The following is a 20,385-nucleotide window of genomic DNA, read 5'->3' as shown; positions in this document are numbered from 1 at the left end:
ACCGGAAAGCCCGGAGAGGACGCTCCGGCCACCCCGGCCGGAGTGCTAGAAGCACTCCTTGACGCCCGTGTGCAGCTTCAGCTTCAGGTCGCTGAGTTTGAAGGTGCCGGCGGTGGTCGCCCACGCCGTCTGCTTCACCTTGGTCAGGACGGCCCGGTCGGCCCGCTGCGCGAAGCCCGCCTTGTTGGCCTCGGTACCGGGCTGGATGCCTATCCCGTTGGGCCGGTCCTTCTTCTTCAGCTCACCGGCCGCGACACCGATGTCGATGTTCTCGAAATCGGCGTCGGCGTCCAGCTGGGCGACATCCAGGTAGAGGTTGGTGGCCTCGACCGGCCGGTCCGGGTCGGTGCCCGCCGTCAGCTCAAGGCTGACGCTCTTGCCGATGAAGGGGACCTTCGGCGTGACCACCGACTGGCACATGTTGGTGATCGTGGCACTGCTGAAGCCCGACACCGCGACCGGGTGCGCGGCCTTCCTGCCCTTGAGGTCCTTGCCGACCGCGACACTGCCGTACTGGACGAAGTCGTGGCCGTCCAGCTTGTCGGTGCTGACCTTGAAGCTCTGCCCGGACACACTGAACGACGCGGCGAGCGCGCCCTGTGCGAGGCCGACGCCCACCGCCGCCGTGGCGACGACGCTCGGCACCATGACCAGTGCGAACCGCTTCCATCTCGTCCCACCGCGAACCTGGGAACTCATACTTGCTCCTTCTTCTCGGACGTACATCTCCGGTCCGGGCGTCGTGCCCGTCCTGGGATGGGAGAAGTGCTACGTCCTCGGGAAGGAGAGCGCCCGCGCTCGGAGACGTGTCCCGCATCCGATCCACCGGCGTTCACCCCCGAGCGACAACCACTGGCCGCGCTGTCCGCGCGGCCGGTCGGACAGGCCCCGCCCGTGGGCGGGAACCCCCCTGTCCGCGGTCGGCGCCACTGCCGCCGACCACTCGGTGGGGACCCAACAACCCCCCGGGCACCGGCTGGAGACCGGGCTGAGGGTATGGGACCGAGCGTGGCCGATCGTGGTGCATTCACGGCCGTGACACAAGGGGGATCATTACTGGCTAGTAACGGCCCGACAACCACAGGACGACAGCGCGGCATCACGCGGCGACACAGGGTGGCACGAAAGGGACATCCGAATGGCGGGAAACTTCATGGAAACAGGACAGAATCACCGACTCGCCTTACTGCGAGTAACAGCTTGCATCTTTGTCAAGATTTGGTAAAGCGCGGCCTTCCCGCGTTGTTCTTTGGCGTCAGGACGGCAAAACGGCCGCGCCGCCCGGGGGCGGTGCGGCCGTCTTGTCACATCGGAACAACCGGGCGCGTCCGGAGCGGACGGCAAGCCCGGTGCCTCGCGTCCGGATCAGAACAGGACGCGCGCCAGCGCGGTACGCGCGGCGGTGACCCTGGGGTCCTCCGGACCGATCACCTCGAACAGTTCGAGGAGCCGCAGCCGGGCGGCGTCGCGGTCGTCGCCCGCGGTGCGGCGGACCGCTTCGACGAGCCGGCCGAAGGCGTCCTCGACATGCCCGCCGACCAGGTCGAGGTCGGCGGCGGCCAGCTGGGCGTTCACATCACCCGGACGGTCCGCGGCTTCCTTGCGGACCGCCTGCGGGTCCAGGCCCTGGACGCGGCCGAGCAACTCCGCCTGGGCCAGGCCCAGCTTGGCCTCCGGGTTGCCGGGGTCGTCCGCCAGGACGTTCTTGTACGCCTGGACCGCGCCACCGAAGTCATTGGCGTCGAGGGCGGACGCGGCGGCCTCCAGCACGGCGTCGTACGGGCCGGCCGGCATCTCGGCCGGAACCGCGTCCGCCGGGGCGGCGTTCGGGTCGACGGCGATGCCGGTCAGCCCGAAGCGTTCCTCGCCGACCTGGATCAGCTGGTCCAGCGTCTCGCGGATCTGGGCCTCGGGGGCCGCGCCCTGGAAGAGCGGGAGGGCCTGCCCGGCGACGACGGCGAAGACCGCCGGGATGCCCTGGATCCCGAACTGCTGCATCAGCATCTGGTTCGCGTCGACATCGACCTTGGCCAGCAGGAAGCGGCCGTTGTACTCGACGGCCAGGCGCTCCAGCAGGGGGCCCAGCTGCTTGCACGGCTCGCACCACTCGGCCCAGAAGTCGATGACGACGGGGACTTCGGCGGAGCGCTGGAGGACATCGCGCTCGAATCCGGCTTCATCGACGTCGATCACCAGGGCGGTGGGCGCGACGGCTGCGGTGCCCCCGGTACGGGCGGCCTCCGCGCGGGCCTGCTCCGCCTTGGCCTTGGCCTCACCGGCCGCCTTGACAGCGGCGAGGTCGACAACGCCGCTCATGGACATGTTCCTAGGCTGCATGCGTACATCCTCCCCCCTGAGCACACCGTTCCGGAAAGCGAGTGCGAGAACCGGCCCGGCCCGGACGCCCCCACCGGCGTGCGGGGGCGGACGGGACGAGGCGGCCCCGGCTCCCCGGAGCGCCCGTGGGCCCGGAGAAACCGGTCGGGCCCCTGAAAGACCCTGGCTGGAACTGACCGGATCCCGAAGGGCCCGGGTGGACCTTCCGGATCCCCATCCGGCCGGTCCGTGCGGCTCCGGGTCCCCACCCGGCGCCTGGGATCCCCGTGGGGACCCCGGTGGCTGTCGCTCGTTCGTTCCGTGGCGCAGGGGGCGATCCGGCCGCCTTCCTTACGCTACGACCCGTAGCGTAACTGCCGATCACCCCGCCCGGACAGGTGATCCCGGTGATCTGTCTCACGGGCACCGGAGTACAACCGTCTCCCCTACCGGCCGGTATGGTCGCCGCATCATGAGCGACAGCGACCCCCGAGCCACCCGAACAGGACGTCCGCGGAGCACCGCGGCCGATGCCGCGATCCTCGAAGCGACGCGGGCGTCCCTGGTCGATCTCGGCTGGTCGAAGCTGACGATGGGCGATGTGGCGACCCGGGCCGGTGTGGCGAAGACGACCCTCTACCGGCGCTGGGCGGGCAAGAACGAACTGGTCGTGGACGCGGTCGCCGTCCTCTTCGACGAACTGGAGCTGCCCGACCGGGGCAGCCTGGCCGCCGACGTACAGGGCGTCGTGCTCCAGTTCGCCGCCTTGCTGGAGCGGCCGGAGGCCCGTACGGCGCTGATGGCGGTGGTCGCCGAGTCCACCCGCGACGACTCGTTGCGCCTGAGGATCCGCTCGGCGATCGTCGACCGGCAGAAGCGGTTGGTGCTGCTGGGCCGGGAACGCGCCCAGGCCCGCGGCGAGCTGCGCTACGAGGACGACTCCTCGACCGCCGCCCGCAACGCGGACCTGATCTTCGACGTGATCGCCGGAGCCGTGGTGCACCGCACTCTGGTGAGTGCGGAGCCGGTGGACTCCGCGTGGGCGAGCGGCTTCACCTCGCTGCTCCTGCTGGGGCTGGCGGGCGCGCAGGCCGGATAGCGGGCTTCAGAACCCCGGCGGCTCCGTGTAGGTGCCCCACTCCTCGCGCAGCACCCCGCAGATCTCGCCGAGCGTGGCCTCGGCCCGTACCGCGTCCAGCATCGGCACGATCATGTTCGAGCCGTCGCGGGCGGAGGCAAGCATCGCGTCGAGGGCGGCGGTCACCTTGGCGTCGTCGCGGGCCGCCTTGCGGTCCGCGAGCTGGCTGACCTGATCGCGCTCGACCTCGTGGCTGACCCGGAGGATCTCCAGGTCGCCGGTGACCGAGCCGTGGTGGACGTTGACGCCGACGACCCGCTTGTCGCCCTTCTCCAGGGCCCGCTGGTACTGGAACGCGGACTCGGCGATCTCGCCGGTGAACCAGCCGTCCTCGATGCCGCGCAGGATGCCGGAGGTCATCGGTCCGATGGGGTGCTGCCCGTCGGGGTGGGCCCGGGTGCCGCGCTCCCTGATCTGGTCGAAGATCTTCTCGGCCTCGGCCTCGATCCGGTCGGTGAGCTGCTCGACGTACCAGGAACCGCCCAGCGGGTCGGCCACGTTGGCGACGCCGGTCTCCTCCATCAGCACCTGCTGGGTGCGCAGGGCGATCTCGGCGGCCTGCTCGGAGGGGAGTGCGAGGGTCTCGTCGAGGGCGTTGGTGTGGAGTGAGTTGGTGCCGCCGAGCACGGCGGAGAGCGCCTCGACGGCGGTGCGCACCACGTTGTTGTACGGCTGCTGAGCGGTGAGCGAGACGCCGGCGGTCTGGGTGTGGAAACGGAGCCACTGCGCCTTGTCGGTCTTGGCGCCGTACGTCTCCTTCATCCAGCGGGCCCAGATGCGGCGGGCGGCGCGGAACTTGGCGATCTCCTCGAAGAAGTCCAGGTGCGCGTCGAAGAAGAAGGAGAGCCCGGAGGCGAAGGCGTCGACGTCCAGGCCGCGCGAGAGGCCCAGTTCCACGTAGCCGAAGCCGTCCGCCAGGGTGTACGCCAGCTCCTGCGCGGCCGTCGCCCCGGCCTCGCGGATGTGGTAGCCGGAGACGGAGAGCGGCTTGTAGGCGGGGATGTCGCGGGCGCAGTGCTCCATCAGGTCGCCGATGAGGCGCAGGTGGGGCTCGGGCTGGAAGAGCCACTCCTTCTGCGCGATGTACTCCTTGAAGATGTCGGTCTGGAGGGTGCCGTTGAGCACGCCCGGGTCGACGCCCTGACGCTCGGCGGCGACCAGGTACATGCAGAAGACGGGCACGGCCGGGCCGCTGATCGTCATCGAGGTGGTGACGTCGCCGAGGGGGATGTCCCCGAAGAGGACCTCCATGTCGGCTGCGGAGTCGATGGCGACCCCGCAGTGGCCGACCTCGCCGAGCGAGCGCGGGTCGTCGGAGTCCCGGCCCATCAGCGTCGGCATGTCGAAGGCGACGCTGAGGCCGCCGCCGCCCGCCGCGAGGATCATCTTGTAGCGCTCGTTGGTCTGCTGGGCGTTGCCGAAGCCTGCGAACTGGCGGATCGTCCAGGTGCGGCCCCGGTAGCCGGTGGGGTGCAGCCCGCGCGTGAAGGGGTACTCCCCCGGCCAGCCGATCCGCTCGAATCCCTCGTACGTGTCGCCGGGGCGGGGCCCGTACGCGGGCTCGACCGGGTCCCCGGAGAGCGTGGTGAAGTCCGCGTCACGCTTGCGGGCCTTGTCGTAACGAGCCTGCCAGCGGAGGCGGCCTTCTTCGATCGCGTCAGCGTCCATACCCCCGAATTTACTAGGACGTCCTAGTAAATGTCGATGGCAAACCGCCCGGCGCTTTTCGCGCGGGGCGGTTCGGGGTGGTCCGACAGCCTCTCAGGCCTTGGCGGTCACCGGTGCGGGGTCGGTGACCAGGGCGCGGGCCTCGCGGGTGACCTTCGGTTCGACGAAGAACGAGGCGAAGGGGATGCAGCCGGCGGCCAGCACCCACAGGAGCTTGCCGAAGGGCCACTTCGCCTTGGAGCCGAGATCGAACGCGAAGACGACGTAGACGATGAACAGCACGCCGTGGATCTGCGAGATCAGCATGGTGTCGCCGGTCTCGAAGCCGTACTTCGCGATGATCGCCACGGTGAAGACGAGCAGCCAGATGGCGGTGACGTAGGCCATCACCCGGTAGCGGGTGAGCACGTTCTGTTTCATGGCTACGAGCGTAACGGGACGACCGGCGCGATCTTCGCGCGGCCCCGGCCTCACCGGAGGCCCGCGTTCACTTCTCCTCGAAGTCCTGGGCCGCCACCCGGAGCGGACGCAGCATGGCGAAGATCTCGGCGCACTCCTCGGAGTCGTACACCCCGAGCCCGAAGTCGATCGCGACCAGGTCCCGGGTGGCCGCCTCGACGACATCGCGGCCCTTGTCGGTGATGGACGCCAGCGTTCCGCGGCCGTCGTCGGGGTTCGGCCGCTTCCCGACGAGACCGGACCTGACCAGCCGGTCCACGGTGTTGGTGACCGAGGTGGGATGCACCATCAGCCGCTCCCCGATCTTGGACATCGGCAGCTCACCGGCCTTGGAGAAGGCGAGCAGCACCAGCGCCTCGTACCGGGCGAAGGTCAGCCCGTACGGCTTGACGACGGCGTCGACCTCGGCGAGCAGGATCTGCTGGGCCCGCATGATCGAGGTGATCGCCCCCATCGAGGGCACGGGTCCCCAGCGCTGCTGCCAGAGCTCGTCGGCGCGGGCGATCGGATCGAAGGGAAGACTGAGCGGCTTCGGCACGGCATCGACCTTACCGACTGGTCACATGCCGGTCAGCCCTGTCTCGTCCTTCGGTATCGGACATCCGTCCGTGGGCTGTCCTGCGGACCTCGGCGACCAGAAGGAGCGTGCAGACGGTACCGATGATTCCGGATCCGGCGACCACCTGGTGCACGGGGAAGAACTCGGCCGCGAGCCCCGCGAGCGCCATCCCGAACCCCTGGACGGTCATCAGCCCGGCGGTGAGCAGCGTCATGGCACGGCCGCGCAGTTCCTGGGGAACGGCGTCGACGAACCACTGGTCGAGCCCGATCACGTAGGCGGCGCCCGCGCCGGCCAGGGCGAGGGCCGCCAGGGCGAGCGGCAGCCCGGGGCGGACCACGTACACGAGGAGCGGGAGAAGGCCGACGGCGGCGACCGGCAGGACGATCCGGGAGCGGTTTCGGGGGCTGAGCGCGGCGCCCACGAACAGCTCGGCCCCGACGTGCCCGGCGGCCATCGCGCAGAGCAGCAGCCCGAGCGCGGCGGGCGGGGCCCCGATCGCGTCGGCGTACGGGGCGGCGAGCGCCTCCGGGGCCACCACGAACATCGCGGGCAGCCAGAACAGCAGCAGCAGCGCCCGGATACGGCGGTCGCCCAGCACCAGACGGGCCCCGGAGAGCGACTCCTCGAGGAGGTTTCCACCGCCGCCACCGGCGCCGGCACGGGCGGGGCGGTCGCGGGTCCCGAAGCGGAGCAGCGCGGCCGAGCACAGGAAGGTCACCACGGTGACGGTGATCGCACCGCGCGGGGACAGCACGGTGAGCAGCGCCCCACCGGCGCCGAACCCGATGAGCATCGCGCTCTGCGAGACGATCCGCAGCAGCGAACGGCCCAGTACGTAGAGGTCGCCCTCGCCGAGGATGTCGGTGAGGGCCGCCATCCGGGTGCCGGTGAAGACGGGCGCGATGGCGGCGACCAGGCAGCGCAGGGCGAGGAGTCCGGCGACCGGGGTGGCGGGCGCCAGCATCACGGCGACACAGGCCGCGCAGAGCAGGTCGCAGACGACCAGGACGCGGCGGGCCGGGTAGCGGTCGGCGACCCCCGCGAACAGCGCCCCTCCGATCATGTACGGCAGCAGCCCCAGCGCGAACGTCAGTGCGCTGAGCAGCGGGGAGCCGGTGAGGTCGTAGACGAGCACGGTGAGCGCCAGCTCACTGATCACGACGCCGAGCAGCGAGAGCAGGTGCGCGGCGAAGACGGCCCGGAACTCGGCGACGGCGAAGACGGCCCGGTAGCCGCGCGGGGCGTCGGCGGGGCCCCTGGGGGCGGCGGGCTCCCGGAGCGTGGGCCCGGGGCCCGGGTCAGGGCGGGCGGCACGCTCCGGGGGCGGAGCCGGGACCGGTGCCGCCGGGGCGGGCGGGGTACGGGGTGTGTCCGCCGGGGCGGGTCTTTCGGTCGGCATGGGGCGAGCCTGCGGCCCGAACGCGGCCGATCCTAGACTTTCGGCTGGAGCCGAATGTCCCGGCCGCGACGCGAGGGAGAGGCATGCCGTTCCAGCTGCACTTCGGCGAGAGCGATCTGCTGCGCTGCCGGTTCGCGCTGTCACCGCTGTTCGAGACCCAGGAAGCGGTGCGCACCCTGCACCGCACCGGCCGCCACGGCTACCACCTGCCGTGGCTCCGCCGGATCCGGGAGGCGTCCGGGGCGCTGGACCTGGAGCCGCTGTGGCTGCTGATGCCGACCGTCGGCCACAACCCGGACTTCATCTGCCCGCCGCCGATCGGGCCGCTCGCGACGTTCGAGGAGGAGATCGCGGCCGTCCGCGCGGTCGATCCGGAGGTGGCGCGGGCCGATATGGCGCTGGCCCTGGCGGACCGGCCCGGCGGGACCGCGTCGGCGACGGGCCGGCGGCTGCTGGCCGATCCGGCGCGGGCCGTGCGCGAGCTCGCCGACCTGCTGGAGCGGGCCTGGGAGGCGCTGATCGAGCCGTACTGGCCCCGGCTGCGGGCGTTGCTGGAGGCCGACATCGCCTACCACTCCCGGCGGCTCGCGGAGAGCGGCCTCGAACAGCTGCTGGGCGAGGTGAGCCCCCGGCTGAGCTGGAACGGCTCGACGCTCACCGTGGCCGGGACCCAGGGCGACCACGAGCGGGTGCTGGGCGGGCAGGGGCTGGTCCTGATGCCGAGCGTCTTCGTCTGGCCGGAGGTGGTGGGCGGCCACGAGGAGCCGTGGCGACCGGGGCTGATCTACCCGGCGCGCGGCATCGGCGGGCTGTGGAGCGAGTCCGGAGACCGGACCCCGGAGACGCTCGCCCGGCTGCTCGGCCGGGTCCGGGCCGACGTGCTGTGCGCGCTGGACGAACCGGCCGGGACGAGCGCGCTGGCGCACCGGCTGGGCCTCGCCCCCTCGTCCGTGTCGGCCCATCTCTCCGTGCTGCGCGGGGCCGGGCTGCTGACCTCGCGGCGCTACGGACACCAGGTGCTGTACGAACGCACTCCGCTGGGGATCGCGCTGGCCGCCTCGGACTGACGCGCGCCGGGCCACAGGAGTCACGGACGGTGTCGCGCCACCACTCTCCGTGACCGCTATGTCACGATGGCCCACGCTCCCTGTGTTCCGTGTCCGTGAGTCATCACCGTCCGAGGGGTCTGGATGTCCGGCCGCAGAATCGTCCCCCGCGCTCTCCCCCGTACCGCCCCCGTCCTGGCCGCCCTCACCCTGGCGACCGTTCTCACCGCGGGCTGCTCGACACCGGAACCGCGCGTCACCGGCACCGCCGACGCGGCGGACGAACTCGTCCGGGGAGAGCCCGCCCCGAGCGCGGCCTCCCCGTACTGGGTCGACCCGAACAGCGACGCGGCCCGCCAGGTGCGCGCCTGGGAGAAGGAGGGGCGCGAGGCGGAGGCGAAGATCCTGCGGCGGATCTCCGGCCGGCCGGTGGCCGACTGGCCCGCGTGGGACGACCCGGCACCCGGCATCCGGGCCGCCGCGAAGTCCGCCGCCCGCACGAAGAAGACCATCCTGCTGGTGGCGTACAACATCCCGCACCGCGACTGCGGGCTCTACTCCGCGGGCGGCGCGAAGGACGCGGACTCCTACCGTTCCTGGATCGGGGAGTTCGCCGACGCCATCGGGGACGCGCCCGCCACCGTGATCCTGGAGCCGGACGCCCTCCCCCACATCACGGACGGCTGCACCCCGCCCGAGCACCACGCCGAGCGCTACCAGCTCCTCTCCGAGGCGGTGGACACGCTCAAGGCCCTGCCGAACACCCAGGTCTACCTCGACGCGGGCAACCCGGACTGGATCGACGAGCCGGCCAAGATGGCGCAGCCGCTGCGGCAGGCCGGCATCGACCGGGCCGACGGCTTCTCCCTGAACGTCTCCAACTTCCAGTCGAACGAGAGCGTGAAGACGTACGCGAAGCGGCTCTCCGACGCCGTGGGCGGCTCGCACTTCGTGATCGACACCAGCCGCAACGGCAACGGCCCCCTGTCCGGGGGCCGCGAGGAGGCCTGGTGCAATCCGCCCGGCCGGGGACTCGGCACGCCGCCGACCACCGACACCGGCGACGACCGGCTCGACGCCTATCTGTGGATCAAACGGCCGGGCGACTCCGACGGCACCTGCCGGGGCGGCCCGCCGGCCGGCGACTGGTGGCCGGAGTACGCGCTCGGCCTGGCGAGGCGCGCCGCCTCCTGAGCCGGTCGCGGCGCGCCCCCGGGGTCAGGCGACCTTGACCCACTTCGCCTCGGAGGGCACGCCGTCGGTGTCCGTGACGAAGAGCATGTACCAGCCGGGCGGCACCAGCGTGGGGTCGTCCGGCACGGTCACGCTCACCTTGCCGTCGCCCTTCTTCAGGCCCAGTTCGATGGAGCGCTGCTCCACGTCGGTGGTGTGGGTGACGGCGCTCGGCCGCATCAGCCGGGCGGTGGCGATCCGGTCGGCGTCGGCGCTCTCGTACGTGACCGTCGCGCCGCGCTCGGCGTTCTCGGGGCCGTTCCCGATCTCCGGGCGCTTGTCCTTGCCGCGGTGCAGGGCCGGCGGGGTGTAGACCTCCATGCGCTGCTCGAACTTGCCGAGCTTGGTGTTGTCCTTGTCGCCGTAGAGCGAGTCGGAGCCGAAGGTCGCCACCCGCCCGTCGGGCAGCAGCAGCGCCTCGGAGTGGTAGTTGCGCCCCACCGTCGGCTCGGCCGCCTCCTTGAAGGTGTTGGTCTTCGGGTCGTAGGACTGCGCCTTCAGGATGTTGCTCGCCCCGCGGCCCCGGTAGTCCTCGGATCCGCCGCTGGTGAAGACGGTGTCGTCGGGCATGATCACGCTGTTCAGATAGCGCGTGCCCTGCGGCAGGTCGGGGCCCGGCTCGAAGGCCGGGTTCTCCTGCTTGAGGTCGATGACCGCCGTGCGGGCGGTGGACTTCTTCGACTCGCCGACCCCGCCGCCGCCGAGCACCATCACCTTCTGGTCCTGCACGGGCGGCAGCAGCAGCGAGGCGGCCGTCTCCAGCTGGTCGGTGTCGGTCAGTCCGGGCACCTTGGTGAAGGTGTTCTTCTTGATGTCCCAGATGCCGGGCTCGCGCCCCTTGTCCGCCGGGCCGTAACCGGCGTTGGCGCCCGGGTAGAAGAGCTTGCCGCCCTTGGTCAGGAAGAGCGCCGGGTAGGTCGGGAAGTACTGGAAGGGGCCTTCGGACCACTTCTTCGTCTTCGGGTCGTAGACCTCGTTGTCGCCCGGGAGGATGGCGCCGACGTCGTCGAGGCCGGAGACGGAGAGCACCCGGCCGTCCTCGAGCCCGACGAGCGTCGGATACCAGCGGGCCTCCTTCATCGGGTCGACCTTGATGTACTTCTCCGCCGTGGGGTCGAACTCGTAGGCGGCGCGGATCCCCTGGAAGTCCTGCTTGTCCATGGTGATCTTCTCGGCGAGGCCGTAGGAGTTGTCGGCGGCCTTGCCCTTCAGCCCGACGATCTCGTACTGGGCGGCGTCCGCCGCCACCGCCTCGGGTCCCTCGTCCACCGCCTCGACGAAGACCCGCTGCTCGGAGGCGGTCACCTTCGTCTTCCACGGCTTCATCTGGCCGCTCTCGAAGTAGTCGACCTCGAACTCGCGCTTGGCCTTGGGGACGGTGACGTCGAACTTGGCCACGTACTCGACGCCGGAGGGCGAGCGGAAGACCGTGCCCTTCTTGAGCTTCAGCGGCTTGTCCGGGTTCTCGTTCTTGACCCGCATGCCGCCGCCGGCCCGCTTCACCTTGTCGTCGAGCACCTCGTAGCGGGCGGTGCCGCCCGCGATCAGGAGGCGGCCGTCGGGGAGCTGGGCGTGACCGCCGCAGAAGAAGTCCTCGGGGGTGGGGATCTTCTGGAAGGTGTTCTCGGCCGGATCCCACAGCACCGTGTCGAAGGTGCCCGCGTCGAAGTGCGCCTCGTCGTTGCCGGAGCCCGCGACGATCAGCACCTTCCCGGTGTGCAGCAGCGCCGCGTGGATCGCGTTGGTCCGGTACTCCTTCGGGATGTTCACCTGCTCCCAGGAGCCGTACTCCGCCTTGTACTCCGGCTGGTCGATCTTGTACGCGTGGTACCTGTCCTCGGCGAAGGACAGGGCCGCGGGAGCGTTCAGCCCGGCGAGCAGCAGCACCGCGCCACCTCCCAGGAGCGTCTTCCTCATCTGCTTCGAGGGCCGGTAGGCCATGGGTCAGTTCCCTCCTGCGGTGGTGGTGGCGGTGGTGCCCGCGCCGGCCGCGGTGGTCGCCGACGGGGTGGGGCCGGTGACGTAGACCGGCTCGGGCGGCGGGGGCGACGGGACGGGGACGGCGCGCGCGGTCGCGGCGCGCTTGTCCTGCCGGACGGTCCAGGCCCACACGACGACCGGGGAGAGGGATATCGCCAGACCCAGCGCCGCCCAGGTCCGCATCGCCGCATGGGTGTGGTCCAGGTACACCGACGCGGCGAGCGAGGAGAGCAGGACCGCCGCCCAGGAGAGGTGGATACGGAAGGTGAGCAGCCGGTCCGGGGAGGTCTGGCCGCCCTTGGGCGTGACGACGAACCGGCCGTCGGTGCGCAGCACGGCCGAGCCCAGCGACTTCAGGTAGATCGGGGCGGAGAGCGCGGACATGGCCATGCCGGCGAGACCGCCGGAGCCCTCGGGCTCGTGCGGGGAGACGTTGTGCCGGCGGTTCCAGAGGTAGAGCCCGATCTGGAGGGCGGCGGCGTCGCTGTAGAGCATCAGCCAGATGGAGGCGGCGACCTGGGTGCCGGAAGCCCCGAACCAGAGGAACAGCACGCAGCTGCCCACGCCGAGCAACCAGTTGACCGCGGTCATCGGGTAGTAGACGAGCATCAGCGTGTAGCTGAGGAGGCGGCCGGGGGGTACCCGGAACAGCGCCTTGCCGTACTGCTTGAACAGCGTCTCGTACGTTCCCCGGGACCAGCGCAGCTGCTGGGTGAAGAAGTCCGTCCAGGAGGCGGGCCCCTCGCCCACGGCGAGCACGTCGGGGGTGTAGACGGAACGCCAGTAGCGCCCGGTGCGCGGGTTGCGGCGGCGGTGGATCTCGAAGCCGGTGGCCATGTCCTCGGTGATCGAGTCGTACAGTCCGCCGACCTGCCGCAGCGCGGCGATGCGCACGACGTTGTTGGTGCCGACGAACATCGGGGCGCCGTAACGGTTGCCCGCACGCTGGATCAGGGCGTGGAAGAGGAACTGCTGCGACTCGGCGGCCTTGGTGACGGCCGAGTCGTAGTTCCCGTAGACCTGCGGTCCGACGACGAACGCGACGTCCGGGTCGCGGAAGTAGCCCATCATCCGTTCCAGGAAGTTGGGCATGGGCACGTGGTCGGTGTCGACGGAGGCGAAGAAGTCGTAGTCGCCGCCGTGCAGGGCGATCCAGGCGTTGTAGTTGCCGTGCTTCGTCTTCGCCTTGTGGACGCCCTTGTCACGGTTCCACTCGGGGACCCCGCGCCGGGTGAAGTGGTGGACGCCCAGCTCGGCGCAGAGCATCCGGGCCCCGGGGTCGTCGCCCTCGTCGAGCAGCCAGACGTCCAGCGGTCCGGGGTGCTTCAGGCGTACGGCGCCCTTGAGGGTGGCGCGGACCATCGAGAGCGGTTCCTTGCCGGGGACGTACGTGGTCAGGAAGGCGACCCTGGTTCCGGGCTCGGGTGTCACCGGGACCGGGTCCCGCGCGACGAGGGTGGCGTGCGCGATGGAGGCCACGTTGACCAGCATGAACAGCTCGATCAGCGCGATCGACACCAGCATCACGGCGTCGGCGACGACCAGCCAGCGCTCCCCGTTCTCCCGCTCGGTCCAGTGCGTGGGCCAGACCAGGTACAGCAGCAGGACGCCCGTGAGCACCGGGGCGAGGGTCATCAGCAGGACGGCTCTTATTCGGTGCTTCTCCGTCGAGAGCAGGCTCTTGTACCGCACCCGGTACCCCGTCGGTTCCGGCTCCGTGAGCGGACCCGCGAGCCGGCTGTAGGTGTCGTAGTCGTAGCCCTCCGACCGCACCGTGCCTCCCACTGTCGAACGGGTTGATATCCCAACAGAACGGGACGGCTAACGGTGTGTCGACTTGGCGGGTCCGAGTGAGCGGTTTTTGGTCCGGAACCGGAAAAGCCCCCGGCCGTGTGGCACCGGGGGCTTTTCGGGTGAACGCGGGACGTCCCGCGCGGACGGTGCGTCAGGACGAGAGGTGACGCTCCACGGTCTCGACCTTGGAGGTCAGGCCGTCGGTGACGCCGGGCCGGATGTCGGCCTTCAGCACCAGGGAGACGCGGCCGGCGCGCGCCTCGACGGCGGCCACGGCGCGCTTGACGACGTCCATGACCTCGTCCCACTCCCCTTCGATGGAGGTGAACATCGCGTCGGTGCGGTTGGGGAGACCGGACGCACGCACGACCCGCACGGCGTCGGCGACGTACTCCCCGACGTCCTCGCCGACACCGAGCGGCGAGACGGAGAACGCGACGATCACGCGCTGACCGTGCCCTCGCGGCGGGCACGGGCGGCGATGACGCCGTCGGCCTCGTACTGCTTGAGGAGCTTGTCGCCGTAGAGCCCGCCGAAGGGGATCAGGGAGAGGACGAAGAAGAGGGCGACGCGCTTGAGCGGCCACTTGGCCTTCATCCAGACGTCGAGCAGGAACACGGCGTAGATCACGAAGAGCACACCGTGGATCATGCCGAGCGGCATCATCAGGAAGTCGATGTCCGAGACGCGGCTGAGGACCGAGCCGAAGAGGATCAGGGCGGGGAAGGACAGCGCCTCGGGAATCGAGATGAGGCGCAGCCGGTGCAGGGCGGAAGCGGTCTTGATGTCCACAGGGGCACCTTCGGTGGGAGGGTCGCGAGGGCTTGTGAACCCAGGCACAAGCCGCCCCCATTGTGGCATCGCACCGGCGCGCCCCCGGCAGCGGGGGCCGCCCCGTCCGCCGGTGCGCGTATCGCCGCATACCAGAGCCGGTCCGTGTACGCATCAGGGACGTAACGGTTCCTGAGCCTCTGGCCGGGGTGCGGCGGGGACGGATACCGTCGTCGCGTGGCGATGTTTCGACTCCAAGGCAGCAAGACGCTCGCCGTCGACCTGACGGGCGATGCCGTCAAGGCGAAGAACGGCTCGATGGTCGCGTACGACGGCCGGATGTCCTTCAAGAAGATGTCCGGCGGCGGTGAGGGGCTCCGGGGCATGGTGACCCGTCGGCTGACCGGCGAGCAGCTGACGGTGATGGAGGTGTCCGGGCAGGGCACCTGCTACTTCGCCGATCGGGCGAGCGAGATCAACCTGGTCTCGCTGCGCGGCGACACCCTGTACGTGGAGGCGAGCAATCTGCTGGCCACCGACGCCGGACTGCGCACGGGCACGACGTTCACCGGGCTGCGCGGCGGGGCGAGCGGCAACGGCCTGTTCACCACCACGGTGGAGGGCACCGGGCAGGCGGCGATCATGTCGGACGGCACGGCGGTCCTGCTGCGGGTGGCCCCGCAGTATCCGCTGATGGTCGACCCCGGCGCGTACATCGCCCACCAGGGCCGGCTCCAGCAGAGTTTCCAGGCGGGGGTGAACTTCCGGACGCTGATGGGCGAGGGCTCCGGCGAGGCGTTCCAGATCCGCTTCGAGGGCGACGGCCTGGTCTACGTGCAGCCGAGCGAGCGCAACACCGTCGGGGGCGATGTCTGATGCCGTTCCGGGAGATCAACTCGAAGATGGTCGAGGCCACCCTGGCCCCGGGCCAGAAGCTGTTCAGCCAGCGCGGCGCGATGCTGGCGTACCGGGGCGAGGTGTCCTTCACCCCGAACATCCAGGGCGGGCAGGGCGGCGTCGCGTCGATGATCGGCCGCCGGGTGGCGGGCGAGTCGACGCCGCTGATGACGGTCGAGGGTTCGGGCACGGTGATGTTCGGCCACGGCGGCCACCACATCCAGGTGATCGAGCTGGCGGGCGACACCCTGTACGTGGAGGCCGACCGGCTGCTCGCGTTCGACGGGACGCTCCAGCAGGGCACGATGTTCATGGGCGCGCAGGGTGGGGTGATGGGCATGGTGCGCGGCCAGGTGACCGGCCAGGGCCTGTTCACCACCACGCTCAAGGGGCACGGCGCGGTCGCGGTGATGGCGCACGGCGGGGTGATCGAACTGCCGATCACACCGGGCCGGGACGTCCATGTCGACCCGCAGGCCTACGTCGCCCACCACGGCGAGGTCCGCAACAAGCTGTCCACGGCGGTCGGCTGGCGGGACATGGTGGGGCGGGGCTCCGGCGAGGCGTTCCAGCTGGAGCTGAGCGGCAGTGGTGCGGTGTACGTCCAGGCGTCGGAGGAGAAGCTGTGAGCACGCCCGTGGTCCTCGACCCGATGACGCTGCCGTCGGACGACAACGTCAACTCCTACACCTTCTGCGTGGAGCTCAAGGGGAGCCGGTGGTTCCTGCAGAAGGGCAAGATGATCGCCTACTACGGCCAGATCCAGTTCGACGGCATCGGACACGGCCGGTTCGAGCGGCTCGTGCGATCCAGTTTCCATTCGCCGCTGCACGCGAGCGACTGGGTGGTGGCCGAGGGCAGCGGGAAGATGCTGCTGGCGGACCGGGCGTTCGATGTGAACTCCTTCGACCTGGAGGACGGGAACCTCACCATCCGGTCCGGGAACCTGCTGGCGTACCAGCCGACGATGGCGCTGAAGCAGTCGATCGTGCCGGGGTTCGTGACGCTGATCGGCACGGGGAAGTTCGTGGCCGCGTCGAACGGCCCGGTGGTGTTCATGGAGCCGCCGCTGCGGGTGGATCCGCAGGCGCTGGTGGGCTGGGCCGACTGCCCCTCCCCGTGCCACCACTACGACCACGGCTACATGACGGGCGTGATGGGCGGTATCCGGTCACTCACGGGGATCGGCGGGACGTCGGGCGAGGAGCACCAGTTCGAGTTCGTCGGGGCGGGTACGGTGCTGCTCCAGTCGAGCGAGGCGCTGATGGCGGAGCGGGCCCCGGGCGTGGTGCCGAATGAGCCGGGCGTTCCGGGTGGCGGGGGTCAACCCGGATCCGCTCCGCGCATGCCCGGCCAGCTGGGGGACCTCCAACGTCGCTTCGGGTTGTGAGCGGTAGTCTGCGGAGTGTGACGTCGAACGCCTGCGCCCAGCCGTCGGTGCTTGCCGACGGGCCCCTCGGCACTCCTGCGGGCCGGGAGTGCCGGTCGTCACACCCTCCAGTTTCGTCCGGCTTTCAACTTCTTAGGTAGAATCCATATATGGAGACCGAGACGGCCACCCGCTGGCTGAGCGACGCGGAGCAGTGCGCCTGGCGCACCCACCTGGACGTCAGCAGGCTGCTGATGCACCAGCTGGAGAAGGACCTCCAGCCGTTCGGCCTGACCATGAACGACTACGAGATCCTGGTCAACCTCTCCGAATCGGACGACCAGCGCATGCGGATGAGCGACCTCGCCGCCGCCACCCTCCAGTCCAAGAGCCGGCTCTCGCACCAGATCACCCGTATGGAGACCGCCGGACTGGTCCGTCGTACCCACTGCGAATCGGACCGGCGCGGACTGTTCGCGGTCCTCACCGAACACGGCGCGGAGACCATGCGCAAGGTCGCCCCGCACCACGTTGCCTCGGTGCGGCAGCACTTCATGGACCTGCTGTCCCCCGAGGCGCTCGCCGACCTGCACGCCGCGCTGACCCCGATCGCGGAACACCTGCGCGGCAAGCGCGGCAAGCTGTAGGACCCGGGACCGTCAGGCGGTGCGGGGCAGCCACAGCCGGAAGGCCGCACCGCCCTCGGCCGCCGCGTGCACCGTCAGCGTCCCGCCGTGGCGCGCGGCGACGTCCCGGGCGATGGCCAGACCCAGCCCGGCACCGCCGTCGTCCCGGCTGCGGGCGTCGTCGAGCCGGACGAACCGTTCGAAGATCCGCTCCCGCTCGTCCTCGGGAACGCCCGCCCCGTCGTCCCTGACCTCCACCCGTACGCCGCGCCCGTCGGCCGCCACCGACACCGCTACGCTTCCCTCGGCGTGCCGCTGAGCGTTGTCCAGCAGGTTGCCGACCACCCGGGACAGCTGCCCGCGCGACCCGCTCACCTCGAACGCACCGCCCTCCGCCGCCTCGACGCTCACCGCGATCCGGTCCCCGGTACGCTGCGACACCTCCTCCCGGACCAGCGCGCCCAGCTCCACGGTCGCGCTCCCGGGCTTCTCCCCCGCGTCCAGCCGGGCCAGCAGCAGCAGATCCGCCGCCAGCACCTGGAGCCGTACGGTGTCGGCGACCGCGCCCGGGAGGTCCAGCAGCTCCGGATGGGCCTCGGCCACCTCCAGCTGGGTGCGCAGCGAGGCGATCGGGGAACGCAGCTCGTGCGAGGCGTCCGCGACGAACCGGCGCTGGCGTTCCACGGACGCCTCCAGGACGGTGAGCGTCTCGTTCGTCGTCCGGGCCAGCGCCGCGATCTCGTCCCGCGAACCGGGCTCCGGAACCCGGCGGGCCAGGTCCTCGGAGGCGGTGATCGCCGCCATCTCGCGGCGGATGCCCTCGACCGGCCGCAGGGCCCGGCGGGTCACCAGCCAGGTCACCCCGGCGACGACCACCAGGAGCAGCGGCAGCCCGGTGAGCATCGCCCCGCGCACCGTGTTCACCGCCTCCTGCTCGGCGGCGAGCGGTGCGCCCGCGTGCACGGTCAGGGTGACGCCGCGGGGGGTCGTCGCCTCGACGGCGGCGAAGCGGTAGTCGGCGGTGGTGCGGTCGACGGTGGCGGTGCCGTCGGAGAAGTCCGGGTCGTCGGAGGAGACCTGGCCGCGGCCGGGGCGGCCGCCGTCATCGTCGTCGTCGGCGCTGTCGTCGTCTCCGTCCCCCTCGCCGGGCGACGGGGAGGCCCCCGCCGAGGCCGAGGGCACCGGGGTGACACCGCTCGTGCCGGTGCCGGTGACGGCCCGCAGGTCCTTGGAGACGATGACGACCCGGCCCTCCTCGTCGGTCACCTGGACCGGGTGGTCCTCCTCGTCGTCCAGTTCCAGTTCGTCGTACGGGGTGTCCGTGGCCAGCTGTCCGGCCACCTCGCGGGCCGCCACCTCGGCCTGGAGGTCCGCCTGGTCGATCAGGTTGGCCCGCAGGACCAGGAGCACGGCGAGGCCGGCCGCCACCAGGGCGACGGCGACGACCAGGGTGGCCCCGATGGCGGCCCTGGCCCGTACGGACCTCACTTCGCCTCCAGCCGGTAGCCCGCGCCGCGCACGGTACGGATGGCACTCGCGCCGAGCTTGCGGCGCAGGGTGGAGATGTAGACCTCGACGATGTTCGGGTCGCCGTCGTAGGCGAAGTCCCAGACGTGCTCCAGGATCTCCGCCTTGCTGACGACCTGGCCCGCGCGCAGGGCGAGTTGCTCCAGCACCGCGAACTCCTTGGCGGTGAGCGCGATCTCGTCCTCGCCGCGGATCACCCGGCGGGCGGCGGTCTCGATGCGCAGGGACCCGACGGTCAGGACGGGCGCGGCGGTACCCGCTCCCCGGCGGCGCAGCAGGGCGCGGACCCGGGCGACGAGGACGACGTAGCTGAAGGGCTTGGTCAGGTAGTCGTCGGCGCCGGTGTCCAGTCCCTCGGCCTCGTCGTACTCGCCGTCCTTGGCGGTCAGCATGAGGATCGGCACCTCGTGTCCGGCGGCGCGCAGGTTCGAGCAGACGCGGTAGCCGTTCATGCCGGGCAGCATGATGTCGAGGATCACCAGGTCGTAGGAGCCCTCGCTCGCCCGGTGCAACCCTTCGAGCCCGTCGTGCACGACATCCACGGCGAAACCCTCGGCGGTCAGTCCCCTGGCCAGGGACACCGCGAGGCGCTTCTCGTCCTCCACGATCAACAGGCGCATGCGCACAGCCTCGCAAACTCAACCTGAAGGCGCCTTCAGGTGGCTTCAGGTTGCGTTCAGCTACCTCCCGGCAGTGTGGGTCACGTCGAACAGCAGCAGCTCCCGGGAGGAACCCTCATGAAGCGCAACGTCACCATCGCGGCGATCACCGCGGCCGTGCTCATCGGCGGCACCACCGCCGCCACCGTCGCCTTCGCGGACGACGGTGACGGCGGCCGTACTCCCGCCGGGAGCCTGAGCGCCGTGAGCCTCGCCGACGACAACGCCTCCGACGACGACCGCGCGGACAACGCTTCCGACGACCGGGCCCGGGCCGCCGCGAAGAGCACCCGGATCACCCTCGACCAGGCCGTCGCCGCCGCCCTGAAGAGCGTCCCGGGCACGGTCACCGAGGCCGAGCTGGACGATGACGACGACGACAACGGCCGCGCGGTCTGGGAGCTGGACGTCCGCGGTTCCGACAAGAAGTGGCACGACGTGACGGTGGACGCCGGCAACGGCAAGGTCCTGAAGACCCGCGACGACGACAACGACGACCGCGACCGCCACGCGCCCCGCTCCTCCGCCGTCACCCTGGAGGAGGCGGTGGACGCGGCTCTGAAGACCGCGCCGGGCAGCGTCACCTCGATCGACCTGGACGACGACGATGACGACGGCAACCGGGGCGACGTCCTGCGCTGGGACATCGACATCACGGGCAAGGACGGCGAGCAGCACGAGCTGCGCGTCGACGCGAAGACCGGCAAGGTCACCGTGGACCACGACGACGACGGTGACGACGACGACCGGGACGACCGCGCGGACGACAAGGACGACGACCGGGATGACCGGGACGGCGACGACGGCTGACCCACCGCCCGGCGCCCGTGGGCGCGGGCGGGGGCCCCCACCCCCCCCGGGGGGCGGGGGCCCCCCCCCCCCCCCCCCCGGGGGGGGGGCACGCGGGGGCACCCGACCCGGAGCTAGGCCGGTCCCGCATA

Annotated in this window: 20 protein-coding genes; 8 read left to right on the top strand and 12 right to left on the bottom strand. The window is 71.0% G+C overall.

The features are described 5' to 3' along the window. Positions 1 to 45 precede the first annotated feature (45 nt). The gene (locus ACH4RG_RS09225; RefSeq protein WP_397921236.1) at positions 46 to 699 is read right to left on the bottom strand and encodes a DUF6230 family protein; all 654 of its coding nucleotides are present in this window, start codon (positions 697 to 699) and stop codon (positions 46 to 48) included. Between the two features lie 666 nt (positions 700 to 1,365). After that, complete coding sequence (locus ACH4RG_RS09220) at positions 1,366 to 2,337, bottom strand: tetratricopeptide repeat protein (protein WP_397921238.1); 972 nt, start codon at positions 2,335 to 2,337, stop codon at positions 1,366 to 1,368. A gap of 451 nt (positions 2,338 to 2,788) precedes the next feature. Between ACH4RG_RS09220 and ACH4RG_RS09215 the strand changes: the two genes are divergently transcribed. After that, positions 2,789 to 3,415, top strand: coding sequence for a TetR/AcrR family transcriptional regulator (locus ACH4RG_RS09215; protein ID WP_397921240.1), 627 nt, complete (start codon positions 2,789 to 2,791; stop codon positions 3,413 to 3,415). A 6-nt stretch (positions 3,416 to 3,421) separates the two neighbouring features. Here ACH4RG_RS09215 and ACH4RG_RS09210 read toward each other — a convergent pair whose 3' ends face one another. The 4 genes from ACH4RG_RS09210 to ACH4RG_RS09195 all read right to left on the bottom strand — a co-directional run bounded on the left by ACH4RG_RS09210 (position 3,422) and on the right by ACH4RG_RS09195 (position 7,542). Then, the gene (locus ACH4RG_RS09210) at positions 3,422 to 5,122 is read right to left on the bottom strand and encodes a methylmalonyl-CoA mutase (RefSeq protein ID WP_397928912.1); all 1,701 of its coding nucleotides are present in this window, start codon (positions 5,120 to 5,122) and stop codon (positions 3,422 to 3,424) included. Positions 5,123 to 5,215: 93 nt separating this feature from the next. Further along, positions 5,216 to 5,542 (bottom strand): DUF3817 domain-containing protein, encoded by a 327-nt coding sequence (locus ACH4RG_RS09205; protein WP_398539307.1) that lies wholly within the window; start codon positions 5,540 to 5,542, stop codon positions 5,216 to 5,218. Between the two features lie 67 nt (positions 5,543 to 5,609). Further along, positions 5,610 to 6,119 carry a MarR family winged helix-turn-helix transcriptional regulator gene (locus tag ACH4RG_RS09200; protein WP_398539306.1) on the bottom strand — a complete coding sequence of 170 codons (510 nt, stop codon included), beginning with the start codon at positions 6,117 to 6,119 and terminating at the stop codon, positions 5,610 to 5,612. A 10-nt stretch (positions 6,120 to 6,129) separates the two neighbouring features. Next, positions 6,130 to 7,542: an MFS transporter gene (locus ACH4RG_RS09195; RefSeq protein ID WP_398539305.1), complete on the bottom strand. Its 1,413-nt coding sequence runs from the start codon at positions 7,540 to 7,542 to the stop codon at positions 6,130 to 6,132. An 83-nt stretch (positions 7,543 to 7,625) separates the two neighbouring features. On the opposite strand from ACH4RG_RS09195, the gene ACH4RG_RS09190 reads away from it, so the two are divergent. Together ACH4RG_RS09190 and ACH4RG_RS09185 are read left to right on the top strand one after the other, a co-directional pair. Further along, a complete protein-coding gene (locus ACH4RG_RS09190) occupies positions 7,626 to 8,609 on the top strand; it encodes a DUF5937 family protein (RefSeq protein ID WP_397921248.1) in 984 nt (327 codons plus the stop codon). A 123-nt stretch (positions 8,610 to 8,732) separates the two neighbouring features. Further along, complete coding sequence (locus tag ACH4RG_RS09185; RefSeq protein WP_397921251.1) at positions 8,733 to 9,782, top strand: glycoside hydrolase family 6 protein; 1,050 nt, start codon at positions 8,733 to 8,735, stop codon at positions 9,780 to 9,782. A gap of 24 nt (positions 9,783 to 9,806) precedes the next feature. On the opposite strand, the gene ACH4RG_RS09180 is transcribed toward ACH4RG_RS09185, so the two are convergent. The 4 genes from ACH4RG_RS09180 to ACH4RG_RS09165 form a co-directional block, all read right to left on the bottom strand. Continuing rightward, positions 9,807 to 11,762 (bottom strand): galactose oxidase-like domain-containing protein, encoded by a 1,956-nt coding sequence (locus ACH4RG_RS09180; protein ID WP_397921253.1) that lies wholly within the window; start codon positions 11,760 to 11,762, stop codon positions 9,807 to 9,809. 3 nt (positions 11,763 to 11,765) lie between these two features. Further along, entirely contained in the window at positions 11,766 to 13,574 is a 1,809-nt protein-coding gene (locus ACH4RG_RS09175; protein ID WP_397921255.1) for a glycosyltransferase family 2 protein, read from the bottom strand. Positions 13,575 to 13,746: 172 nt separating this feature from the next. Continuing rightward, positions 13,747 to 14,040, bottom strand: coding sequence for an MTH1187 family thiamine-binding protein (locus ACH4RG_RS09170; protein ID WP_397921257.1), 294 nt, complete (start codon positions 14,038 to 14,040; stop codon positions 13,747 to 13,749). Then, positions 14,037 to 14,387, bottom strand: a complete 351-nt coding sequence (locus ACH4RG_RS09165) for a DUF3817 domain-containing protein (RefSeq protein ID WP_007448011.1) — start codon at positions 14,385 to 14,387, stop codon at positions 14,037 to 14,039. The genes ACH4RG_RS09170 and ACH4RG_RS09165 overlap by 4 nt, the downstream gene beginning before the upstream one ends. 222 nt (positions 14,388 to 14,609) lie before the next feature. Here ACH4RG_RS09165 and ACH4RG_RS09160 point away from each other — a divergent pair, with 222 nt between their 5' ends. The 4 genes from ACH4RG_RS09160 (at position 14,610) to ACH4RG_RS09145 (ending at position 17,279) form a co-directional block, all read left to right on the top strand. Next, positions 14,610 to 15,242 carry an AIM24 family protein gene (locus tag ACH4RG_RS09160; protein ID WP_397921764.1) on the top strand — a complete coding sequence of 211 codons (633 nt, stop codon included), beginning with the start codon at positions 14,610 to 14,612 and terminating at the stop codon, positions 15,240 to 15,242. Next, positions 15,242 to 15,892, top strand: coding sequence for an AIM24 family protein (locus tag ACH4RG_RS09155; RefSeq protein WP_397921259.1), 651 nt, complete (start codon positions 15,242 to 15,244; stop codon positions 15,890 to 15,892). Before ACH4RG_RS09160 ends, ACH4RG_RS09155 begins: the two co-directional genes overlap by 1 nt. Further along, on the top strand, positions 15,889 to 16,653 hold the full coding sequence (locus tag ACH4RG_RS09150; protein ID WP_397921261.1) for an AIM24 family protein: 765 nt from the start codon (positions 15,889 to 15,891) through the stop codon (positions 16,651 to 16,653). Before ACH4RG_RS09155 ends, ACH4RG_RS09150 begins: the two co-directional genes overlap by 4 nt. A gap of 149 nt (positions 16,654 to 16,802) precedes the next feature. Continuing rightward, complete coding sequence (locus tag ACH4RG_RS09145; protein WP_397921263.1) at positions 16,803 to 17,279, top strand: MarR family winged helix-turn-helix transcriptional regulator; 477 nt, start codon at positions 16,803 to 16,805, stop codon at positions 17,277 to 17,279. Positions 17,280 to 17,291: 12 nt separating this feature from the next. Here the strand turns inward: ACH4RG_RS09145 and ACH4RG_RS09140 are convergent, their stop codons facing one another. Next, the gene (locus ACH4RG_RS09140) at positions 17,292 to 18,746 is read right to left on the bottom strand and encodes an ATP-binding protein (protein ID WP_398539304.1); all 1,455 of its coding nucleotides are present in this window, start codon (positions 18,744 to 18,746) and stop codon (positions 17,292 to 17,294) included. Beyond that, complete coding sequence (locus ACH4RG_RS09135) at positions 18,743 to 19,405, bottom strand: response regulator transcription factor (RefSeq protein ID WP_397921267.1); 663 nt, start codon at positions 19,403 to 19,405, stop codon at positions 18,743 to 18,745. The genes ACH4RG_RS09140 and ACH4RG_RS09135 overlap by 4 nt, the downstream gene beginning before the upstream one ends. Positions 19,406 to 19,522: 117 nt before the next feature. Here ACH4RG_RS09135 and ACH4RG_RS09130 point away from each other — a divergent pair, with 117 nt between their 5' ends. Further along, positions 19,523 to 20,254, top strand: coding sequence for a PepSY domain-containing protein (locus ACH4RG_RS09130; RefSeq protein ID WP_397921269.1), 732 nt, complete (start codon positions 19,523 to 19,525; stop codon positions 20,252 to 20,254). The last annotated feature ends 131 nt before the right edge of the window (positions 20,255 to 20,385 follow it).

Source organism: Streptomyces sp. NPDC021019 (assembly GCF_044333295.1).
Taxonomy (GTDB): domain Bacteria; phylum Actinomycetota; class Actinomycetes; order Streptomycetales; family Streptomycetaceae; genus Streptomyces.
This window is presented reverse-complemented; position numbering and strand designations above follow the sequence as displayed.